The sequence below is a fragment of the Rhodanobacter sp. PCA2 genome, from assembly GCF_013620825.1.
Taxonomy (GTDB): Bacteria; Pseudomonadota; Gammaproteobacteria; order Xanthomonadales; family Rhodanobacteraceae; genus Rhodanobacter_A.
Genome location: NZ_NJIC01000042.1, coordinates 68,294 through 88,181, shown reverse-complemented (window position 1 = coordinate 88,181; position 19,888 = coordinate 68,294). Strand labels below are relative to the sequence as shown.

Genomic DNA, 19,888 nt, shown 5'->3' with positions numbered 1-19,888 from the left:
TCTCTTTGGTTACTTTCTCTCGGGCACGCGAGAGAAAGTGACTCGGGCGCCCGAAGGGCGCTCGAAACCGCTTTACCAACGGCGAATGTCAATAATCCAGACGGGGCGCGCAGAACGCGCAAGACCGCTCAACGCAAAGCGCGCAGCGTCACTCCAACCCGACGATATGCTCCCAGTGCGCCGCCTCCACCGGCTGCACCGACAGCCGGCTCCCCTTGCGCAGCAGCACCATGCCGTCGAGCGTGGCATCGCCCTGCAGTTCCTTGAGCGTGATGGTGCGCTTGAGCTTCTTCACGAACTTCACGTCGACCAGCATCCAGCGCGGGTTGTCGCGGGTGCTGCCGGGATCGAAGTACTTGCTCCTGGGATCGAACTGGCTGGGGTCGGGGTAGGCGTCGGTGGCGACCGCGGCGATGCCGACGATGCCGGGTTCGGCGCAGCTGGAGTGGTAGAAGAACACCTTGTCGCCCACGCGCATGCCGTCGCGCATGTGGTTGCGCGCCTGGTAGTTGCGCACGCCGTCCCAGGCTTCCTGCTTCTTGCGCTTGAGGTCGTCGATGGAGAACGTGTCGGGTTCGGATTTCATCAGCCAGTAGTGGCGCGGGCGTGGGCTCATGCGTGGGCGGCTCCGTCTTGTCCGTTGCTGCAGTCGATCAGTTCGTGTTCGGTGGCGACAAAGTCCAGCGGCACGTCCCAGGGCTCCGCCTCGAACGCCTCGACTTCCTGGAACGCGTAGGCCACGCCTACCAGCAGCGGCTCGGTGGGGCGGGCCTGCTCCTTGAGGAAGGCGAAGCTGCGGTCGTAGTAGCCGCCGCCGTGGCCCAGCCGGTGGCCGCGGCGATCGAAGGCCAGCAGCGGCACCAGCACCAGGTCGAGCTGGAACGGGGCGAACCATTCGTGCGGCGCCACCGGCTCGGGGATGCCGTAGCGGTTCGGCGCGACCGGGTCGCCGTCGCGCCACGGCGCGAAATGCAGTTGCCTGCCCTTGGCCAGGATCGGCAGCAGGAAGCGCTGGCCGCGGGCGAGCAGGGGCGGGATCACCAGGTTCAGCGGCAGCTCGCCGCCGGTGGCCCAGTAGCCGGCCACGCGCGCGTCGGTGAGGTACTCGGGAAGCTGCTCCAGCGAGCGGCGCAGTCCCTGGGCGGCGGCCATGCGCGCGGGCGGCGGCAGCGCGCGGCGGCGCTCGGTCATCTGCTCCCGCAGGCTGCGACGGTGGGCGGTGGCGTCCACGGCGTGCTCTCCATCGAAAGACGCCCCGTTCATCGAGCGAGGAACGGGGCGTGGGAAAGGTGGCGTCAACCGCGATGCCGCTGCCCACCGAACGACCTTGATCCACGATGGATCAGGTGGGAGGGCGACATGGCCTCAAGGCTTTCCGCACGCGGCGGACATGCACAACGACCGATGAAAAGCCGACCCGGGGCCGTATTTAGGAACAAGGCAAATGTAAGAGTGTGCCGGCGCACACCGCAGAAAACGCCGGGGTCGATTGTAGAACCTGTGCGCGCTTTCCGCCTAGTCCTTGGGGCATGGCCGGGGGTGGTGCGCGACGCCGTGCCGGAGCATCGAGCCGCATGCTGCCGCGTGGCGGGCAGGGCCTGCCCCGTGCGCGGCGCGGGTGCGGGCTTTCAGGCCTTCGGGAACAGGTCCACCGCGCTGTCGCGGTGCTGCGCGGTGGCAGTTTCCAGCGCGATCTCCAGCCGCTGGCGCAGCGCGGCGAGGCGTTGCGCGGCCTGCTGGTCGTGGCCGCCCTGTTGCTTGCGCAGCGCCAGCAGCTCGTGGGTCATGCTCACCGCGGCCAGCACGGCCAGCCGCTCGAAACTGGGCGCGCGGGCGTTCGCGCGCAGCTCGCGCATCTTGCGGTCGAGCAGGGCGGCCGCCTCGACCAGGCCCTCGCGCTCTTCCGGCGCGCAGGCGATCAGGAATTCGCGGTCGATCAGCCGCAGCGCGACCGGATCATTGCTGCCGGGTGTGCTCATTGCTTCAGCCATTGCCTTCAAGCGACTTCAGTCGCTGGATCATCGCCTCGACCCGACTGCGCGCCTGCTCGTTGCGGGCCAGCAGGTTCGCGCGTTCGCCCGACAGCTGCTCCTGGCTGTGCCGCAGGCTGCGGTTTTCCTCGCTGAGCCGGCGCATGGCGTCGAGCAGCCGTTCGACCTGGCGGCCCAGCGCCTCCAGCTCCTGCTGGACGGTATCTGGCGGAAGCGATTCGGACGGGTTCATGCCCGGAACTATAGCAGTACGACGCGCGGGAACAGCGGGCGTTTTCCGCGGTCGGTGCCGGCGCCGGGGTGGGCGTGGCGTAGAATGGCCGGCCGTCCCCGAGGAACGCCCCATGCCGGCCACCGAACCGCTCAGTCACGACCAACTGGACGCGCTGATCGTGCGTCTGCGGCTGGGCGTGGACGCCAGCGAACTGCACGGTTCGCTGTGCGGCTACCTCGCCGGCGGCGCCCCGCTGCATGGGAGCAACCTGCTGGCCGCGCTGCAACTGGAAGGCGCGGAGGAGGTTGCGCCCGCGCCGTCCGACCAGGCCGCGCTGGACGCCTTGCTCAAGCAGTGCCGCGACGCGCTGGCCGACCCGGAACTGGGCTTCGAACCGCTGCTGCCGGACGCCGACCGCCCGCTGGCCGAGCGCGCCGACGCGGTGGTGGAGTGGTGCCGCGGCTTCCTCGGCGGCTTCGGCCTCGCCGGCACCGATGCGCACGCGAACCTTTCCGACGACGCGCAGGAAGTGCTGCGCGACTTCGGCACCATCGCCGCCTCGGCCTTCGACTTCGGCGACGCCGCCGAGGACGAGGATGCGCTGATCGAGGTGCAGGAGTTCCTGCGCGTGGGCGCGCTGCTGCTGTACACCGAGGCGGCCGGCCGCGGCCAGTCCGGCAGCGACCGCCTGCATTGAACGCATCGCCCGACCACGGCGCCGCGACGGCGATCGCCGGCGAGGAATTCGCCCGCCGCCGCCGCCAGCTGATGCAGATGGCCGGCGAGGACGCGGTGCTGCTGATCGCGGCCGCGCCCGAACGCCTGCGCAACGCCGACGCCACCTGGCCGTACCGGCAGGATTCCGATTTCCATTACCTTGCCGGCTTCCCCGAGCCGGAGGCCGTGCTGGCGCTGCTGCCGGGCCGCCTGCACGGCGAGGTGGTGCTGTTCTGCCGCGAGCGCGACGCCGAGCAGGCGCGCTGGCACGGCCGTTCGGTCGGCACCGAACGCGCGGTGGCCGACTACGGCATGGACGACGCGTTCCCGATCGACGACATCGACGACATCCTGCCCGGCATGATCGAGGGCAGGGCGCGCGTGTACTGCCACTTCGGCCGCGAGCCGGCGTTCGACGCGCAACTGCTCGGCTGGATGCGCCGCCTGCGCCAGTTGCGCGGCGGCGGCGTGGTGCCGAAGGAATTCGTGGCGCTGGGGCACCTGTTGCACGACCTGCGCCTGTACAAGTCGCGCGCCGAACTGAAGCTGATGCGCGCGGCGGCGGACGTCGCCGCCCAGGCCCATCTCGCCGCGTGGCGCAGCGCGTTGCCGGGGCGGCACGAATACGAGGTGGAAGCCGAACTGCTGCACGCGCTGCGCAGCCGCGGCGCGGTGCCCGCGTTCACGCCCATCGTCGCGGCCGGCACGAACGCCTGCGTGATGCACTACCAGCACAACCGCGCGCGGCTCGATGCCGGCGACCTGCTGCTGATCGACGCCGGCGCCGAGCTGGACTGCTACGCCTCCGACATCAGCCGCACCATCCCGGTCGGCGGACGCTACAGCCGCGAGCAGCGCGCGCTGTACGAGGTGGTACTGGCCGCCCAGCTCGCCGCGATCGACGAGGTATGCCCCGGCCGGCCGTTCGACGCCGCGCATCGCGCCGCGGTGCGGGTGCTCGCGGAAGGCCTGTGCGCGCTGGGGCTGATCGACGGCGGCGCCGACCGCGCGGTCGCCGAAGGCAGCTACAAGCGTTTCTTCCCCACCAAGACCGGCCACTGGCTGGGCCTGGACGTGCACGACGTGGGCGACTACCGCATCGACGGCGTCTCGCGCGTGCTGGAGCCCGGCATGGTGGTGACGGTGGAGCCGGGCATCTACGTGCCGCCCGACGAGACCGGCGTGGACGAACGCTGGCGCGGCATCGGCATCCGCATCGAGGACGACGTCGCGGTGACCCGCGACGGCAACGAGGTGCTCAGCGCCGGCGTGCCGAAAGAGGCGGAGGAGATCGAGGCGCTGCTGGCCGGGCGTTGAGTCCCGCAGGCCCCGTTCAGTCCCGTTCGTCCGCCGGCAACTGTTCCTTGCGCCGGTGCGCCTCGTCGGTGGCGTGCACCTCGTACCACATCGCGTTGAGCACGGCGAAGGCGCAGGCCAGGCCGAGACCGAGTATCCACGAGAAATACCACATGGCCGTTCTCCTTCAGTAGCCGCCGTGCGACTTGCGCACGTCCGCCAGCGTGACGCGACCGCGCATCACGCGGTACACCCAGCCGGTGTAGAGGATGACGAGGGGCAGCAGCACCACGGTGGCGCCCAGCATCAGCTCCAGCGTGCCGAGGCTGGAGGAGGCGTCCCACACGGTGAGGCTGGATCGCGGGTCGAGCTTCGACGGCAGCAGGAACGGGAACAGCGCGAAGCCGGCCGAGGCGATGGTGCCGCCCACCATCGCGCTGCTGGCGATGAAGCCGCCCACGCCGCGCCGGCCCACCAGCAGCTGCACCGCCACCGCGGCGGCGAGGGCGGTCAGCGGCGCGGCCCAGAAGCCGGGGTATTGCAGGTAGCCGGCGAACCAGCTGCCGCCCACGGCCACCTGCTTGTACAGCGGGTTCGAAACGCCGTCGGTCACGGCCGGCCCCGCCACCGCGTAGCCGGGAATGCCGTAGGCCAGCCAGACGCCGGCCAGCACGTACAGCACCGCGTAGGCGAGGGTGGCCCAGCGCGCGATGCGCACCGCGCGCGCCGCGATCGCGTGGTCGGCCTTCAGCGCGGCCCAGCAGGCGCCGTGCGTCAGCAGCATGCTGAGCGAGATCAGTCCGCACAGCAGCGCGTAGGGTTGCAGCAGGTCGAGAAAACCGCCCTGCCAGCTCATGCGCAGGTCGCCGTCGAAGCGGAACGGCAGCCCCAGGAACAGGTTGCCGAAGGCCACGCCCGCTACCAGCATCACCACCACGCCGGAAGCCACCAGCACCCAGTCCCACAGGCTGACCCAGCGCGGGTCGTGCACCTTGCCGCGGAAGTTGAAGCCCACCGGGCGCAGGATGAAGGCCAGCAGCACCAGGAACATCGCCAGGTACAAGCCGGAAAACGACGCCGCGTAAAGCAGCGGCCACGCGGCGAAGATGGCGCCGCCGGCGAGGATGAACCACACCTGGTTGCCTTCCCAAGTCGGCTCGATGCCTTCCAGCAAGACCCGGCGTTCCTCGTTGTCGCGCCCCAGCAGCTTGAGCAGGCCGGCCACGCCGAAGTCGAAGCCGTCCATGATCGCGAACGCGACCAGCAGCGTGCCCAGCAGCGCCCACCAGATCACCCGCAATGTGGTGTAGTCGAACATGTTCATCTCCTCAGTGCGTGGCCGCGCTGTCCGCGGACGGCCAGATGCCCAGGCCGTCCGGCCCCTTGCGCACGAACTTCAGCATCAGCAGCGCGTCCACCACCGCGAGCAGCGTGTAGAACAGCACGAAGCCGCCCAGCGAGGTCCAGACCTGGCCCGCGCTCACCGAGGACACGCCCAGTGCGGTGGGCAGCACGCCCTCGATTGCCCAGGGCTGGCGGCCGTATTCCGCCACGATCCAGCCCAGCTCTATCGCCAGCCACGGCAGCGGCAGGCTCCACAGCGCCAGCCTCAGGAACCAGCGCTTCTGGTCCAGTTGCCGCCGGCTGGCCTTCCAGAACGACAGCGCGAACAGCACGATGAAGTAGAACCCGCAGCCCACCATGATGCGGAACGCCCAGAACAGCACCGGCACGTTCGGGATCGTCGAGTCGGCGGCCTGCTGGATCTGCGCCGGCGTGGCCTGGCGCGGGTCGTCGACGTACTTCTTCAGCAGCAGCGCATAGCCCAGGTTCTGGTCGTTCGCGGCCAGCACGGCCTTCGCCTGCGCGTCGTCCGGGTTCCTGCGCAGCGCGAGCATCGCGTCGTAGGCCTGCAGCCCCAGCCCGATGCGCAGCTTCGCGTCCTGCACCAGCTCGGTGATGCCGGGGATGGTCTCGTCGATCGAATGCGTGCCGATCAGGCCCAGCACCCACGGCACCTTGATCGCCGCGCGGGTGGTGCGCGTGTCGAGGTCGGGGATGCCGACCACGGTGAACGAGGCCGGCGCCGGCTCGGTGTGCCACATCGCCTCGATCGCCGCCATCTTCATCTTCTGGTTCAGCGACACCGCGTAGCCGGAGGCGTCGCCCAACACCACGACCGACAGCGAGGCAGCGAGGCCGAAGCTCGCCGCCACCGTCATCGAGCGCTTGGCGAAATCCACGTTGCGTCCGCGCAGCAGGAACCACGCGCTGATCGACAGCACGAACATCGAGCCCAGCACGTAGCCCGCGCTCACCGTATGCACGAACTTGTCCTGCGCCACCGGGTTGAAGAACACCTCCGCGAACGAGGTGACTTCCATGCGCATCGTCTGCGGATCGAACGCCGCGCCCACCGGATGCTGCATCCACGCGTTCGCGACCAGGATCCACAGCGCCGACAGGCTGGTGCCCAGCGCGAGGAACCAGGTCACCAGCAGGTGCTTCACCCGCGAGATGCGGTTCCAGCCCATGAAGAACACGCCGACCAGCGTCGCCTCGAGGAAGAACGCCATCAATCCCTCGATCGCCAGCGGCGTGCCGAACACGTCGCCCACGTAGTGCGAGTAGTACGCCCAGTTCATGCCGAACTGGAACTCCATCGTCACGCCGGTGGCCACGCCCATCGCGAAGTTGATGCCGAACAGCACGCCCCAGTACTGCACCATGCGCTTCCACACTTCGCGCCCGGTCATCACGTACACGCTTTCCATGATTGCCAGGATCCAGACCAGGCCGAGCGTCAGCGGCACGAACAGGAAATGGTAGAGCGCGGTCAACGCGAACTGCAGGCGCGACAGCGTGACGACCTCGGGGTCGATGATCATGGGTGGGTACCTTGCGCAGGAGAGGCGGTTGCGGCGGGAGCGAGCAGGTGCTCGATCGCGGCGGGGCTGCTGTCCGGTTTCGGGTGCGGCGCGAACGCGATCCACCACAGCAACGTCAGCAGCGCGATCTTCGCCAGCACCAGCACGAACAGCTCGACGCCCAGGCGTCGCAGCGGTCGCGTGGGCACCGCGTCCTGAAGCGACTCAGCATGAGACATGGGAAGGTGTCAACCCGGTATGTCAGATGCCGCGCAGGTTACTCCTGCCCGATGGCGCGGGGGGTGCGGAGCAATGTCGCAGTTTGGCTCGTCACGCGTTTGCAACTTGAAGGAACCCGCGATGCGTCCGCACGACGGACGCATCGCGGGCCTGGGCTTCGGGCGCGCTTCCCGCGACGCCCCCGGCTTCAGAACTTCCAGTCCAGGCTGATGCGCGCGGACTGGTCCGTGGCGTGCTGGCCGAACTGCCCCTGGTAGCTGCCGTCCACCGAGACATCGGGTGCGACGGTGAAGCTGATGCCGGTGGTGAACACGCCCGCGTTCTTCGCCACCGGCAGGCCGGCGATGGCGAAGCTGCCGCCGCCGCTATCGAAGCGCATCGTGCCGACGGGCAGCGTATCGCCCCAGGCATGCTGCCAGCCGAGGCTGGCGTGGGCGTGCAGGCCATGGTTGGGCGCCCCGAGATCGAATGTGGCGCGCAGGCCGAGCGTGCCATAGCCGAGGGTGCTGTCCTGTCCGGCCACGGCCAGCGCGGCGGCGGTGCCGTTCTCCCGGATCGCGGGCGTGCCCAGGCGTTCCACCGCCAGGTTCACGAACGGCGCCAGCGTGGTGCGGCCCTGCACGAACGGCATGCTGGCGTCGACATAAGCCTGTGCGGAATGTGCGCGGTAGTTGCTGAGCGCACTGCCGCCGAAGGTGCCGAAGCCGATGAAGCGGTGCGTGTCCACTTTCTGCCAGCCGTAGATCGCGCCGCCCTGCCACTGCAGCACACCGGTGTGCAGGCTGCCGTACACGCCCAGGTGCTGGTCGACCACATGCGAGGACGAACCCAGCGCGTCGACGCGCGCCGTGCCCTGGCCGGTGCCCAGCACCGCGCCCAGCCGGGCATCGCTGCCCACCGGCATGTCCGCGCCGAGCAGCAGGCCGCTGCCGTTGCCGCTCATCGTCGAGGCATTGCCGTCGCCATCGTGGCTGCCCCAGTGGCCCCAGGCGGCCGTCCATGCGGCGACGCCGTCGGCGCCGGCGACGTTCAGGCCGTTGGCGTTGTTGCTCTGGCCGGCGAGATGCTGGCCGATCGCGTCGCGCACGTAGTGGTCGTTGTCCGCGATGGCGGTGCGGGTGGAGGCGTGGATCTCGCCGGAAAGCTGGTCGAAGGCGTGGCGGGCCGCGGGCGCGTCCAGCACCACCAGCGCGTCGTAGACCGGATTGCCGAAGCCCAGCGAGTTCGCCGCCGTGGCCACGGCCTTCTGGTTGGGCGTCTGCGCAACCGATGCCATGGCGACGTCGTTGCGCTGCAGCGACAGCGTCACCACGTTGGCGCCGTAGTTCACCACGGGGTTGAGGAAGGCCAGGCTGCTGCTGGCCGAGGCGAACCGCCCGTTGACGCCGCCGGCGGCGGTAAGGATGGTGTAGCTCGTGGTGGGCGCCCAGGTGCCGGTGTCGGCCAGCACCAGGGCGCTGCCGGCCAGGGTGGCCGTGCCGTTCACGGCGAGCAGGCTGGCCTGGCCGGAAGGCGTGGCCTCCACCTCGAACACGCCGCTGGCGCTCTGGGTGTAGTTGCCCTGGACGGTCAGCGTGCCGATGGAGCCGCCGGCCCAGAGCGTGCCGCTGTTGCTCACGTTGCCGAGGATGCGGCCGTAGCCGCGCAGCGTGCCGCCCGCACCCACCGCCACGTTGCCGCCGAGCACGGCGGACGGCGTCGCGGCATCGCCCACTTCCAGCGTGCCGGCGCCGACGGTGGTGGAGCCGGTGAACGCGCTGCTGTTGCCGTCGAGGATCAGCATGCCGCCGCCTGTCTTGGCGAGCGTGCCGCTGCCGCCGATGGCACCGCGGAAGATGCCGTCGCTGGCCTGCGCAAAGACCAGTGCCGCGTTGTCGAGAACGGCGCCCGGCAGGCTCGTGCTGTCGACCACCAGCGTGCCGGCGTTGACGATGGTGCCGCCGGTGTAGGTGTTGGCGCCGGTCAGGACAAGGGTGCCCGCGCCGTTCTGCGTCAGCGTGCCGTTGCCGCTGATGATGCCGGCGAAGCTCACCGCATCGCTGCGGTCGAACACCAGCATGCCGTTGTCGGTCACGTTGCCGGTGATCGCACCTGTGGTGCCGTCGTTGCCGATCTGCAGCGTGCCGGCGTTGATGGTGGTGCCGCCGGCATACGTGTTGGTGCCGGTGAGTGTGAGGGTGCCGCTGCCCGCCTGCACCAGTGCGCCGCTGCCGGAGATTGTGCCGCCGAAGTTCACCGCATCGCTGTGGTCGAACACCAGCGTGCCGTTGTCGGTGACGTTGCCGGTGATTGCACCGGTGGTGCCGCCGTTGCCGATCTGCAGCGTGCCGGCGCTGATGGTGGTGCCACCGGCATACGTGTTGGTGCCGGTGAGCGTGAGCGTGCCGCTGCCGGTTTGCACCAGTGCACCGCTGCCAGAAATCGTGCCGCCGAAGCTCACGGCATCGCTGCGGTCGAACGCCAATGTGCCGTTGTCGGCGACATTGCCGGCGATGGCGCCGGTGGTACCGCCGTTGCCGACCTGCAGCGTGCCGGCGTTGATCGTGGTGCCGCCGGCATACGTGCTGGTGCCGGTGAGGGTGAGCGTTCCGCTGCCGGCTTGCACCAGTGCGCCGCTGCCGGAGATCGTGCCGCCGAAGTTCACTGCATCGCTGCGGCTGAAGGCCAGCGTGCCGTTGTCGGTGACATTGCCGGCGATCGCGCCGGTGGTGCCGCCGTTGCCGATCTGCAAGGTGCCGGCGTTGATGGTGGTGCCGCCGGGCGTGAGAGCGCTGTCCAGTATCCAGGTGCCGCTGCCCAGCTTGGTCAGTGCCCCCATGAACGTGGTGGCGCCGGTCACCGCCTGCGAGTACAGCTGCGTGCCGCTGCCGTCCAGGGTCAGCGTCGAAGCGGCGTTGCTGCCGATGTAGAGCCGGCCCTGCAAGGTGCTGCCGGTGAGCAGGGTCACGGCATTGGCCGCGTTGCCGGTAAGCCACACGTCGCCATCCAGCGTGCCGGCATTGGTGAGATTGACCGCGCCATTGCCGCCCGCCGTGTTCACACTGGCGGTGCCGCCGCGGATCAGCGCGCCAGCGGCGTTGGTCAAGGTGTCGTTGCTGCCCACCAGGGCCACGCCGGTATTGCTGGCGACGATGCTGGCGCTGTTGTCCACCGTGCCATTCCCGGCAAGGATCACGCCGAGGCTGCCGGTGATGCTGGCGCCGGTCCGGTTGATCATGCTGCCGTTGCCGGACAGCCGCACGCCGACGGTGCCGCTGATGCTGGCGCCGCCTTCGTTGATCACCGTGCCGCCCTGGTACATCGACACCGCATCGTTGCCGGTGCCCTGGATGCTGGCGCCGGCGGAGTTGGTCACGCTGGCGGCACTGTCGTTGGTGAAGACGCCGTAGCCGCTGCCCTGGATGACGCTGTGCGCGCCCGTGTTGACGAGGCTGCCGCCGAGCATCTGCACGCCGAGGTAGCCGCCGCTGATGCTGCCGCCGTTCGCGTTGGCGATCGTGGCGGCCGCACCGCCGACGTACAGGCCGGCGCTGGTGCTGCCGGTGGCGGCGAGGCTGCCGCCATTGTTGGTCACCGTGCCGCCGTTGTTGAGGACCACGCCGCTGTCGCTCTGCAGGCTGCCGGTGTTGACGATGGTCGCGCTGCCGGTGTCGGCTTCCACGGCGTACGTGCCGCTGCCGCTGCGCACGATGCTGCCGGCGTTGTCCAGCGTGCCGCCGTTGGCGAGCAGGATCTGGTTGCCGAGACTGACGCCGCTGTCCACCTTGAGCGTGGCGTTCTGGCCCGCGCTGTTGTCCACCGTCGCGCTGCCGCTGCCGAGCGCGCCATTGCTGGCCGCCTCCAGCGTGCCGCCCGCGATGGCGGTGTTGCCGGCATAGGTGTTGGCGCCGCCGAGCACCATGGTGCCGAGGTCGGTCTTGGTGAGGCCGGCGCTGCCGGCGATCGCGCTGTTGATCGTCGCCGTCATCGCGGCGCCCGCGCTGGAGCCGTCGCCCACGCGGACGATCGGCGCGCTGCCGCTGCTGGCGACCAGGGTCAGCGTGCCGCCGGTCAGCGTGTAGCCGGTCGTGGCGAACTGCAGGCCGGTGGCCTGCACCGCGCCCGCGCTGCCGTCCACCGTCACCGTGCCCGCCGCGCCGCCGAAGATCGCGAAGCCGGGCTGCGGCGACATCGGGCCGTTCGTCACGGCGCCGGTCGCATCCGTCCAGACCTGCGAGGTCGTGGACCACGTACCGCTGCCGCCGCCCATCTGGGTGGCGCTGGCCTGGCCGTTCGCGTTCCAGACGTTCGCCGTGATGCCGGTGGTGTCGATCAGGTTGATCTGTTTCTGCGCCGTCAGGTTCTGCAGGAACAGCGTCTGGCCGCTGGGCGCCGTGCCCAGGGAAAGGCCGCCGTTGGTTTCCGTCAGCGTGCCGGCGTAGGTGAACAAGTTGTACAGGCCCGGTCCCATGCCGCCCGCATCGGTGACGTTGAGCGTGGCGCCGTTGAGGCTGAGGTTGCCGCCCACGCTCACGCTGTCGCCGGTGCCGGCGGTCTGGAAGTTCGCCCCCGGCGCGCCGAAGGCGAAGTCCATCAGGCTGCCCTGCGCGGCGGTGAAGTCGCCGTTGACGGTGAGCGTGCCGATGGAGTCGCCCGGCGTCACGATGCCGCCGGACAGCACATCGACGTTGCCGCCGATCGTGCCGTGGCCGCGCAGTGTGGCGCCGCCGTCCACCGTCACGTTGCCGCCCAGCGTGGCGCCGTTGCCGGCGGCGCTGCCGACCACGAGGGTGCCCGCACCGATCGTGGTACCGCCGCTGTAGGTGTGGGTGCCGTTCAGCGTCAAGGTGCCGCTGCCCAGCTTGCTCAAGCTGCCGCTGCCGGAGATGGCGCCGGCGAACGTGCCATTGGTGCCTTGATTGAACACCAGCGATGCGTTGTCGGTGATATTGCCCTGCAGGCTGGTGGTGTCGCCTTGCAACGCGCCGGCGCCGATCGTGGTGCCGCCGCTGTAGTTGTTGGCGCCGCTCAGTGTCACGGTACCGCTGCCCAGCTTGCTCAAGCTGCCGCTGCCGGAGATGGCGCCGGTGAACGTGCCATTGGTGCCTTGATTGAAGATCAGCGATGCGTTGTCGGTGATATTGCCCTGCAGGCTGGTGGTGTCGCCTTGCAACGCGCCGGCGCCGATCGTGGTGCCGCCGCTGTAGTTGTTGGCGCCGCTCAGTGTCACGGTACCGCTGCCCAGCTTGCTCAAGCTGCCGCTGCCGGAGATGGCGCCGGTGAACGTGCCATTGGTGCCTTGATTGAAGATCAGCGATGCGTTGTCGGTGATATTGCCCTGCAGGCTGGTGGTGTCGCCTTGCAACGCGCCGGCGCCGATCGTGGTGCCGCCGCCGTAGGTGCTGGTGCCGCCCAGTGTCACGGTGCCGCTGCCCAGCTTGCTCAAGCTGCCGCTGCCGGAGATGGCGCCGGTGAACGTGCCATTGGTGCCTTGATTGAAGACCAGCGATGCGTTGTCGGTGATATTGCCCTGCAGGCTGGTGGTATCGCCTTGCAGCGTGCCTGCGCTGATCGCCGTGCCGCCGCTGTAACTGTTCGCGCCGCTGAGCGTCAGCACGCCGGCGCCGAGCTTGGTCAGCGTGCCGCTGCCGGAAACGTTGCCGACGAAGGCGCCATTCGTGCCCTGATTGAACACCAGCGCCGCGTTGTCGACGACATTGCCTTGCAGGCTGCCCGCATCGCCTTGCAGCGTGCCGGCGCTGATGGTGGTGCCGCCGCTGTAGTTGTTGGCGCCACTCAATACCAGGGTGCCCGCGCCGAGCTTGGTCAGGCCGCCGGTGCCGCTCAGGGCCTGGCTCACGGCGAACACGTTCGCCGCATCCGCGATATCGAAGCCGCCGCCCGGTGCGCCGAGCGTGATCGCACGCGCGGTGGACTGGAACGCCGTGCCGGTGACCTGCAGGATGCCGCCCTCGAGATCCAGCCCTGCACCGGCCGCGCCAAGATTGGCATCGGCGCTGACCGACAAGGTGCCCGCGCTCAGCATGGTGCCTTGCGTATAGGTATTGCTGCCGCCGAGTACCAGGGTGCCGGCGCCGGTCTTGTTGAAGCCAAGGCCGGTAAGCGTGTTGTCGACGGTGGCGATCCAGCCGGCGCTGGCGCTGCTGCCATCGCCGACGCGGATCTCGCTGAGCGCGCCGGGCGTGGGCGCGACCAGGCCGAGCGCGCCGCCGACCAGATGGAAACCGTCGCTGGCAAACTGCATGCCGAGCGCCGTCACCGCACCGCCGGTGTTGTCGACCGTCACCATGCCCGCATCGCCGCCGAAGATGGCAAATGCATCGGCGGGTTGGCGGGTGGACGTGATCGAGCCGGTCGCATTCGCCCAGTTCGCCTGCGGCACCGACCACACGCCGCTGCCGCCGCCCATTCGGGTGCTGCTGGCCAGCCCGTTCGCGTTCCAGAAGTTCAGCGTCAAGCCGTTCGTGTTGATCAGGTTGACCTGCTTGCTGGCGGTCAGGTTCTGGATGGTGAAGCCCGAGGGCGGAATGATGCCGCCGTTGGTTTCGGTAAGCGTGCCGCCGTAGGTAAACAGGTTGTACAGGCCGGGCCCGAAGCCGCCGGCATCGATCGGATTCAGCGTGGCGCCGTTGATCGCGAGGTTGCCGTTCACCGCCACGTTGTGGCCGCTGCCGAACGTGCTGAAGTTCGGACCGGGTGCGCCGAACGAGAAATCGAGCACGCTGCCCTGGGCCAGGGTGAGGTTGGTGTTGACGGTGAAGGTGCCGGTGGGACTGCCCGCCGCGAGATGGCCGCCGTTCTGCACGGTGACGCTGCCGCCGACCGTGCCGAAGCCGCCCAGCGCGGCGCCGCTGGCCACGCTGACGTCGCCGGCCACGCTGGCGCTGGCGTGCGACGCATCGCCCACCGTGAGGCTTCCGCCCTGCACCGTGGTCAGGCCGGTATAGCTGTTCGTGCCATTGAGCACGAGCGCGTTGGCGGTGTTGGTCAGGCCGCCCGTGCCCTGGATGGCCGCATTGAGAGTGCCGCCGCCGCTCACGCTGAGCGTGTTGGCGCCAAGCTTGATCGTGCCGCCGGTGCCGGCGAGCGCGCCGATGGCCTGATTGCCTGCCGCGGAGATATCGAAGGTGCCGCCACTGGCAAGCGTCAGCGCACTGCCGCCGGCAAGAGAGCCGCCCGGGCCCAGCGCCAGTGTGCCGGACTGGATGCTGGTGCCGCCGGTGTAGGTGTTGGTGCCGGTCAGGGTCTGCGTGCCGGTGCCGTTGATGGTCACGCCGCCGGTGCCGCCGATGGTGCCGCCGAAGCTGCTGCTGCCGGTGGGCGCGAGCGTCAATGCGTTCGCGCCGAGGAGCACCGAGCTGCCGGCCACGCCGGACAATGCGCCGATGCTCTGTGCACCGGCCGCCGACAGGTCGAGCGTGCTGCCGGGGGCGGCCAGGGCGACCGTACTACCTGCCGCGAGCGAGCCGCCGCTGCCGATCTGCAACGTGCCTGCGTTGATCGTGGTGCCGCCGGTATAGGTGTTCGCGCTGCTCAGGGTGAGTGTGCCGGGGCCTTGCTTGACGATGCCTCCGGTACCGCCGATGGTGCCGGCGAACGTGGTATTGCCGGCATCGCCCAAGCTGAGCGTGTTCGCGCCCAGCGCGACCTGGCTGCCGGCCACGCCGGACAGCGCGCCGATGGTCTGGTTGGCGCCGGCGTTGCTGATGTCGAAGATGCCGCCCGCGCTGCTCAGCGTCACCGCGCCGGTGGCCGCGAGACTGCCGCCGGTACCGATCGCCAGTCCGCCCGCGTTGATCGTGGTGCCGCCGGTATAGGTGTTGACGCCGGTCAGGGTCTCCACGCCGCTGCCTTGCTTGATGACGCCGCCGGTGCCGCCGATCGTGCCGGCGAACGTGGCGTTGGCGCTGTCGCCGAAGGTGAGTGTGCGTGCGCCCAGCGAGACCGTGGTGCCGGTATCGCCGGTCAGCATGCCGACGGTCCGGTTGCCATTGGCGGCGGAGATGTCAAACACGGAACCGGCGTTCAGCAGGCTGACCTGGCCGCTGGACGCCAGCGCGCCGTTTCCGCCCAGCGCGAGGGTGCCCCCAGTGACGAAGGTGCCGCCGGTGTAGGAGTCGGCGGCGGTCAAGGTCACCGTGCCGGTGCCGCTCTTGGTCAGCGGGCCGCTGCCGGAGAGCGTGCCGGACAGCGTGAAGTTGTTGGCGCCCGTGGCGGTGAGGCCGCCCGCATTGAGCGTGATCGCCTTGCTCAGGGTCGCGCCGCCAATGCTGGCGGCGACGCCGCCACCATTGGCCGTGATCGCGGCACTGCCGAAGTTGGCATCGCTGTCGAACTGGGCCACGCCGCCGTTGAGGGTGGCGTCGCCGCTGATCAGCGCGCCGGACAGGCTCCAGGTGCCGCTGTTCACGATCAGGTGCTGGAAATTGACGTAGGTCGCGGATGAGGCGCTGCCCGTGCCCGTAGCGCCCGAGCCGGGCCCGGCCACCACATTCTGCAGCACCAGGGTGTTGTTGCCGCCCGCGCCGCCGTCGATCTGCCCGGTGGGCGCGAAGCTGAGATTGATCCCGAGCACGCCCAGCAGGTTCAACCCCAGGCTGCCGCCGGCGTTGACGTTCGATCCTGTCACTGCGGTGAAGGTGTTGGTGCTGTTGGTGCCCATCGACACGCTGCCGCTGATGGTGCCCGCGTTGATGAAGGTGTTGCCGGCAGCGGAACTCTCGAACGCGGTACGGCCGGTGATGGTGCCGGTATTGGTGAAGTTGATCTGGCTGCCGCCATACGCGGCGATCACCGGCGCATCCGATCCCAGCAGCGAGACGCCGAGCAGGGCGGAGGAGCCGATGGTGCCGGAGTTGGTGATGTTGGTCGTGCCGCCGCCGCCGTTGCGCACCGACAGGGCCATGCCGGTGAGGTCGGCGAGGTTGAGGCCGAGCAGGCCGGTGGTGCCCTTCATCGTGCCCTGGTTGCTGACGGTCACGGTGCTGCCGGGAATCGCGGCGCCGAGATTGGGGTTGCCGATCACCGTACCGGAGGACAGCAGGCTGAGCAGGCCGAGCAGGGAGGGATCGATGGTGCCGGCGTTGTTGAGGGTGGTGCCGTTGCCGGTGAGCGACATCGCGGTGCCGCCCAGGCCGAGCAGCACGCCGGTGGAGCCGCCGGAAACCACGTTGACGGTGAGGTTGCTGGCGCCGCTGGCGTACGAGGGCGCCAGCGGGTTGGCGGCGCCCGAGCAGGTCACGGTGGCGCCGTTGGTCGGGTTGACTGGCGAGCAGGCGGCCATGGCCGATTCCACCGGCACGGCGGTGCAGGCGGCGAGGCAGCACAGTGCGAGCAGGCGGCGTGCAGGCAAGCGCCGCGACGCATCCACCGATGACGCGGCTGCACTGCAGCCGGGCACCAGTTCGGAGGCGACCTGCAGTGCGTGCAAGGCGTGGTTCCAGACGAGTCGATAGATGCGGTTCATGGCTTGGTCCCCTGTGGTGCGGTGAGCGAACTGACGAATCGGTGGCGATGGATGTGGCGGCAGTGCGCGTCAGACGATGCGCAAACCTGCAGGCAGGCGCCGCGGGTCGTTCCGGAAGGCATCGCCCGCGGTGCGCTGGAACAGGTCGGGCGACAGCAGCGTGTTGCGCGGCTCGACCTTCGGCCTGCCGCGCACGGCATGCAGGCCCGGGGCGCCGGCGCGGCGATCGAAGTCGGCCACGCCGTGGCCGACGTGCCGGAAGTCGTGCGGAATTGACGGTTCGCCGATGAAGTCGTGGACGGCGTCCATCATTTGGGGCGGTTGGCTGGCGAGAATTTCGTACCGCACCGGCAGCAGGCGATCGGCCCGGGCGCCATGGCAGGCCTGCTTCAAGGCATCGCAGGCGATGACCTTCGCCTCGGTGGACATGCCTTCCGCCGGACTGCCCATGCTGGCGCGAAAGCGCGGGTTCCGGCGCAACAGAGTGGAACCCGGGCGCGGCAGGCCCGAGATGAAATGGCTACGCTGCAACACGTCTGTTCCCCCTGGATAGCGCCCCCGCTTCCTGGGGGGCGCTGCGCGAGCGGCATCACATTAATTGGTTGGTACAGGGTTGGATACCCCGAAATCGGGGCAGCTCAACTCAGTGGGCATTCCAGTTGCAGGAGGGCGTCTTCACCGGGCGCGGCCTGCACGACGAATCATCCGCCGGGACGAACGGCGCGGCTGCGCAGGCTGGCGAGGCCGGCGCCGTGCGAGCCGTGGTCGGCAGGATCGAAGCCGCGACCGTCGTCGCGGACCTCGGCATGCAGCCGCCCGTGTTCGTGCCGCACGAGCAGGTCGTCCTGGCGGACGCTGCCGTGCTCGAGATCGAGTTCGATGCCCCCTGGCTGTTCCCATTTCCTGCATCCGCCCCTGTACGGTGGACCCAGTATGCGCGGAACGCGTCGTAGCTTCATGCGATCGGAGGCGCTGTCCGTTCGAGCATGGCAAATGCATCGCGCGTGAGGTTTTCGGGCGCGTCCCCGGTGCAGGCCACGTCGTCCTCGATGCGGATGCCGCCGTACTGGCGGAAGGCATCCACCTTCGCCCAGTCGATGTCGGCGGCGACCGGCTTGCCGCGCAGTTCGGCGAGCAGCATGTCGATGAAGTACAGGCCGGGCTCGATGGTCACCACCATGCCCGGCTCCAGCACGCGGGTCATGCGCAGGTAGGGATGGCCGGCGGGGCGCGGGATGCTGCCGCCGCGTTCGCTTGCCTGGAAACCGGCCACGTCGTGCACCTGCAGGCCGATCGGATGGCCGAGGCCGTGCGGGAAGAAGGCCGAGGTCACGCCGGATTCCACCGCGCTCTCCGCGCTCATGCGGATGAAGCCGTGCTCGCGCAGCACGCCGGCGATGACGTGGTGCGCGTGGATGTGCAGATCGGGATAGCTCTGGCCCGCGCGCACCTTCGCCGCGAAGCCCTGCTGTGCGGCATCCATGCTGGCTATCAGCGCCTGGAATTCGCCCGCGCCCGTGCCGGCCCAGGTACGCGTGATGTCGCTGGCGTAGCCGGCGCAGCTCGCGCCGGCATCGATCAGGAAGGAGCGGTGTTCCGCCGGCGGCGTGCGGTCGAAGTGCATGTAGTGCAGCACCGCGCCGTGTCCGTTGAGGGCCACGATGCTGGCGTAGGGCAGTTCGGCGTCGATCTGCCGCGCGGCGGCGAGATAGGCCAGGTGGATGCCGAACTCGCTCTCGCCGGCGCGGAACGCGGCCTCCGCGGCGCGATGCGCACGCGCGCCGATGCGGTTGGCCTCGCGCATCAGCGCAAGCTCGTACGGCGTCTTGTACGAGCGGTGCCAGTGCAGGCAGTCGAGCACGGCCTGCGGGTTGTTGACTTCGAGTCCGTCGATGGCGGGGCAGGCCGGCGCGAGCACCGCACTGCGACCCTTCGGCAACTGCGCCACGGCATCCGTTGCGCTGCGCACGGTGACGATGTCGAAGTGTTCCACCCAGTAGCCGTGCGGCGCTTCCGGCACCACGTGCCAGTAGTCGCGCGGCTGCACGAACACCAGCTTCGGCTTCGCGCCGGGCGTGTATGCGATCCAGCTGCCGGGCGCGTCGGTCAGCGGCAACCAGTGCCTGAAGTGCGGGTTGGCGACGAAGGGGTAGTCCTGGTCGTCGAGGAACTTGCCGGGCGGCGTGCCGGCGGCGATCAGCAGGTGGTCGAAGCCGCCCAGCGCCAGCGCCCGTTCCGCGCGTTCGCGCAAGGTGGCGAGATGCGGGGGATAGAGCGTGGCGAGCTGCGCGTTCATGCGGATCTCCGGCATGGATATCGACCGCGCAGTCTAGCGCGGCGCGCTGACGCCGGCCGCCCGGCGTGCGACGCTCAGGCCTGGCGCAGCCAGCGTTCCAGCAGCTCGCCGTGGGCCGGCGCGACCGCGATGATGCGGTAGCCGGCCCAGAACTGGCCCGGACTTGCGGCCGGTTCGTGCCACTGTTCCTGCAGCCCCAGCTCGATGCTGCCGCTGGCGTCCGGCAACGCCAGGCGCACTTGGTAGATGCCTTCGCTGCGCGGTTCGCGGCCGCCGATCAGCAGCAGGCCGCTGGCCGAGAGGTTGCACAGGTGGCCCAGCGGCTGCTCGGCGACGGTGTCGATCGCCACGATGCCGGCGTCCACCGGCTTGCGCGGCGCGCGGCGTTGCTCGCGGGTGCTCATGGGCGGGCTCCGGACGCCGGCGCAGCGTCGCGCCGCAGGTTGCGGGTGAGCGAATGCCAGGCGCGGTCGAGCAGGCCGTCGCCAGGCGGCGGAAGTTCGCGCACCTGGCCGCTGGCCATCGAGCGGGCCAGCTTGCGCAGGTTCAGTTCCTCGCCGCGCTGGCCGCGGCGGGTGACGAACAGGCTGTTGCCGGTGACCGGCGAGAACCAGGCCAGCTTGCGCCGGCTGACCTCGCCCGTCGCCGGGTCGGTGAACTCGAACCAGGTGCCATAGGGAAGCTGGCGCAGGCGATTGTGCAGGCGCGCCTCCTGCGGGCCCAGCGGCGGCTCGGGATCGTCGGCTGCGGCCGCGGCCTTGGCGCGCGGCGGTTCGCCCAGCCGCTGGCGCTGTTTCAGCC

The 19,888-nt window shown here is 69.7% G+C and carries 16 protein-coding genes and 1 other RNA gene; 3 read left to right on the top strand and 14 right to left on the bottom strand.

Translation table 11 applies throughout. The annotated features are described in order from the left end of the window. Positions 1 to 148 precede the first annotated feature (148 nt). The 5 genes from PCA_RS14105 to PCA_RS14085 form a co-directional block, all read right to left on the bottom strand. The gene (locus PCA_RS14105; protein ID WP_181303250.1) at positions 149 to 616 is read right to left on the bottom strand and encodes an EVE domain-containing protein; all 468 of its coding nucleotides are present in this window, start codon (positions 614 to 616) and stop codon (positions 149 to 151) included. After that, positions 613 to 1,230 carry a 5-formyltetrahydrofolate cyclo-ligase gene (locus PCA_RS14100; protein WP_181303249.1) on the bottom strand — a complete coding sequence of 206 codons (618 nt, stop codon included), beginning with the start codon at positions 1,228 to 1,230 and terminating at the stop codon, positions 613 to 615. Before PCA_RS14100 ends, PCA_RS14105 begins: the two co-directional genes overlap by 4 nt. A gap of 62 nt (positions 1,231 to 1,292) precedes the next feature. Beyond that, positions 1,293 to 1,479, bottom strand: a non-coding RNA gene (gene ssrS / locus PCA_RS14095) — 6S RNA. Between the two features lie 149 nt (positions 1,480 to 1,628). Beyond that, positions 1,629 to 1,979 carry a cell division protein ZapA gene (locus PCA_RS14090; RefSeq protein WP_181303248.1) on the bottom strand — a complete coding sequence of 117 codons (351 nt, stop codon included), beginning with the start codon at positions 1,977 to 1,979 and terminating at the stop codon, positions 1,629 to 1,631. Positions 1,980 to 1,983: 4 nt separating this feature from the next. Next, positions 1,984 to 2,223 carry a TIGR02449 family protein gene (locus tag PCA_RS14085; protein WP_181303247.1) on the bottom strand — a complete coding sequence of 80 codons (240 nt, stop codon included), beginning with the start codon at positions 2,221 to 2,223 and terminating at the stop codon, positions 1,984 to 1,986. Positions 2,224 to 2,335: 112 nt separating this feature from the next. Here PCA_RS14085 and PCA_RS14080 point away from each other — a divergent pair, with 112 nt between their 5' ends. Together PCA_RS14080 and PCA_RS14075 are read left to right on the top strand one after the other, a co-directional pair. Further along, positions 2,336 to 2,902 carry a UPF0149 family protein gene (locus tag PCA_RS14080; RefSeq protein ID WP_181303246.1) on the top strand — a complete coding sequence of 189 codons (567 nt, stop codon included), beginning with the start codon at positions 2,336 to 2,338 and terminating at the stop codon, positions 2,900 to 2,902. Beyond that, complete coding sequence (locus tag PCA_RS14075) at positions 2,899 to 4,239, top strand: aminopeptidase P N-terminal domain-containing protein (RefSeq protein ID WP_255436878.1); 1,341 nt, start codon at positions 2,899 to 2,901, stop codon at positions 4,237 to 4,239. Before PCA_RS14080 ends, PCA_RS14075 begins: the two co-directional genes overlap by 4 nt. Positions 4,240 to 4,255: 16 nt before the next feature. Here PCA_RS14075 and cydX read toward each other — a convergent pair whose 3' ends face one another. The 6 genes from cydX to PCA_RS14045 form a co-directional block, all read right to left on the bottom strand. Beyond that, positions 4,256 to 4,393, bottom strand: a complete 138-nt coding sequence (gene cydX / locus PCA_RS14070) for a cytochrome bd-I oxidase subunit CydX (protein WP_181303245.1) — start codon at positions 4,391 to 4,393, stop codon at positions 4,256 to 4,258. A 12-nt stretch (positions 4,394 to 4,405) separates the two neighbouring features. Then, positions 4,406 to 5,536 carry a cytochrome d ubiquinol oxidase subunit II gene (gene cydB, locus PCA_RS14065; protein ID WP_181303244.1) on the bottom strand — a complete coding sequence of 377 codons (1,131 nt, stop codon included), beginning with the start codon at positions 5,534 to 5,536 and terminating at the stop codon, positions 4,406 to 4,408. Positions 5,537 to 5,546: 10 nt separating this feature from the next. Further along, positions 5,547 to 7,106, bottom strand: coding sequence for a cytochrome ubiquinol oxidase subunit I (locus PCA_RS14060; protein WP_181303243.1), 1,560 nt, complete (start codon positions 7,104 to 7,106; stop codon positions 5,547 to 5,549). Continuing rightward, a complete protein-coding gene (gene cydP / locus PCA_RS14055) occupies positions 7,103 to 7,294 on the bottom strand; it encodes a cytochrome oxidase putative small subunit CydP (RefSeq protein WP_343204461.1) in 192 nt (63 codons plus the stop codon). Before cydP ends, PCA_RS14060 begins: the two co-directional genes overlap by 4 nt. A 218-nt stretch (positions 7,295 to 7,512) precedes the next feature. Next, positions 7,513 to 16,791: an autotransporter-associated beta strand repeat-containing protein gene (locus PCA_RS14050; RefSeq protein ID WP_181303241.1), complete on the bottom strand. Its 9,279-nt coding sequence runs from the start codon at positions 16,789 to 16,791 to the stop codon at positions 7,513 to 7,515. Between the two features lie 69 nt (positions 16,792 to 16,860). Beyond that, positions 16,861 to 17,325 carry a hypothetical protein gene (locus PCA_RS14045; RefSeq protein ID WP_343204460.1) on the bottom strand — a complete coding sequence of 155 codons (465 nt, stop codon included), beginning with the start codon at positions 17,323 to 17,325 and terminating at the stop codon, positions 16,861 to 16,863. A gap of 125 nt (positions 17,326 to 17,450) precedes the next feature. Between PCA_RS14045 and PCA_RS14040 the strand changes: the two genes are divergently transcribed. Continuing rightward, complete coding sequence (locus tag PCA_RS14040) at positions 17,451 to 17,744, top strand: hypothetical protein (protein ID WP_181303240.1); 294 nt, start codon at positions 17,451 to 17,453, stop codon at positions 17,742 to 17,744. A gap of 2 nt (positions 17,745 to 17,746) precedes the next feature. Here PCA_RS14040 and pepQ read toward each other — a convergent pair whose 3' ends face one another. The 3 genes from pepQ to PCA_RS17675 all read right to left on the bottom strand — a co-directional run. After that, entirely contained in the window at positions 17,747 to 19,087 is a 1,341-nt protein-coding gene (gene pepQ, locus PCA_RS14035) for a Xaa-Pro dipeptidase (protein ID WP_181303239.1), read from the bottom strand. A 74-nt stretch (positions 19,088 to 19,161) separates the two neighbouring features. Continuing rightward, complete coding sequence (locus PCA_RS14030) at positions 19,162 to 19,491, bottom strand: PilZ domain-containing protein (RefSeq protein ID WP_181303238.1); 330 nt, start codon at positions 19,489 to 19,491, stop codon at positions 19,162 to 19,164. Then, positions 19,488 to 19,888: DUF1631 family protein (locus tag PCA_RS17675; protein ID WP_255436877.1), on the bottom strand; the 401-nt coding region annotated here is incomplete at its 5' end. The genes PCA_RS14030 and PCA_RS17675, both read right to left, overlap by 4 nt.

Excerpts from the sequence above, each read along its gene's own strand:
- PCA_RS14085 (WP_181303247.1), bottom strand. The coding sequence starts at position 2,223 with ATGAACCCGTCCGAATCGCTTCCGCCAGATACCGTCCAGCAGGAGCTG.
- PCA_RS14105 (WP_181303250.1), bottom strand. The coding sequence starts at position 616 with ATGAGCCCACGCCCGCGCCACTACTGGCTGATGAAATCCGAACCCGAC.
- pepQ (WP_181303239.1), bottom strand. The coding sequence starts at position 19,087 with ATGAACGCGCAGCTCGCCACGCTCTATCCCCCGCATCTCGCCACCTTG.
- cydX (WP_181303245.1), bottom strand. The coding sequence starts at position 4,393 with ATGTGGTATTTCTCGTGGATACTCGGTCTCGGCCTGGCCTGCGCCTTC.
- PCA_RS14030 (WP_181303238.1), bottom strand. The coding sequence starts at position 19,491 with ATGAGCACCCGCGAGCAACGCCGCGCGCCGCGCAAGCCGGTGGACGCC.
- PCA_RS14060 (WP_181303243.1), bottom strand. The coding sequence starts at position 7,106 with ATGATCATCGACCCCGAGGTCGTCACGCTGTCGCGCCTGCAGTTCGCG.
- PCA_RS14050 (WP_181303241.1), bottom strand. The coding sequence starts at position 16,791 with ATGAACCGCATCTATCGACTCGTCTGGAACCACGCCTTGCACGCACTG.
- PCA_RS14080 (WP_181303246.1), top strand. The coding sequence starts at position 2,336 with ATGCCGGCCACCGAACCGCTCAGTCACGACCAACTGGACGCGCTGATC.
- PCA_RS14090 (WP_181303248.1), bottom strand. The coding sequence starts at position 1,979 with ATGAGCACACCCGGCAGCAATGATCCGGTCGCGCTGCGGCTGATCGAC.
- cydB (WP_181303244.1), bottom strand. The coding sequence starts at position 5,536 with ATGTTCGACTACACCACATTGCGGGTGATCTGGTGGGCGCTGCTGGGC.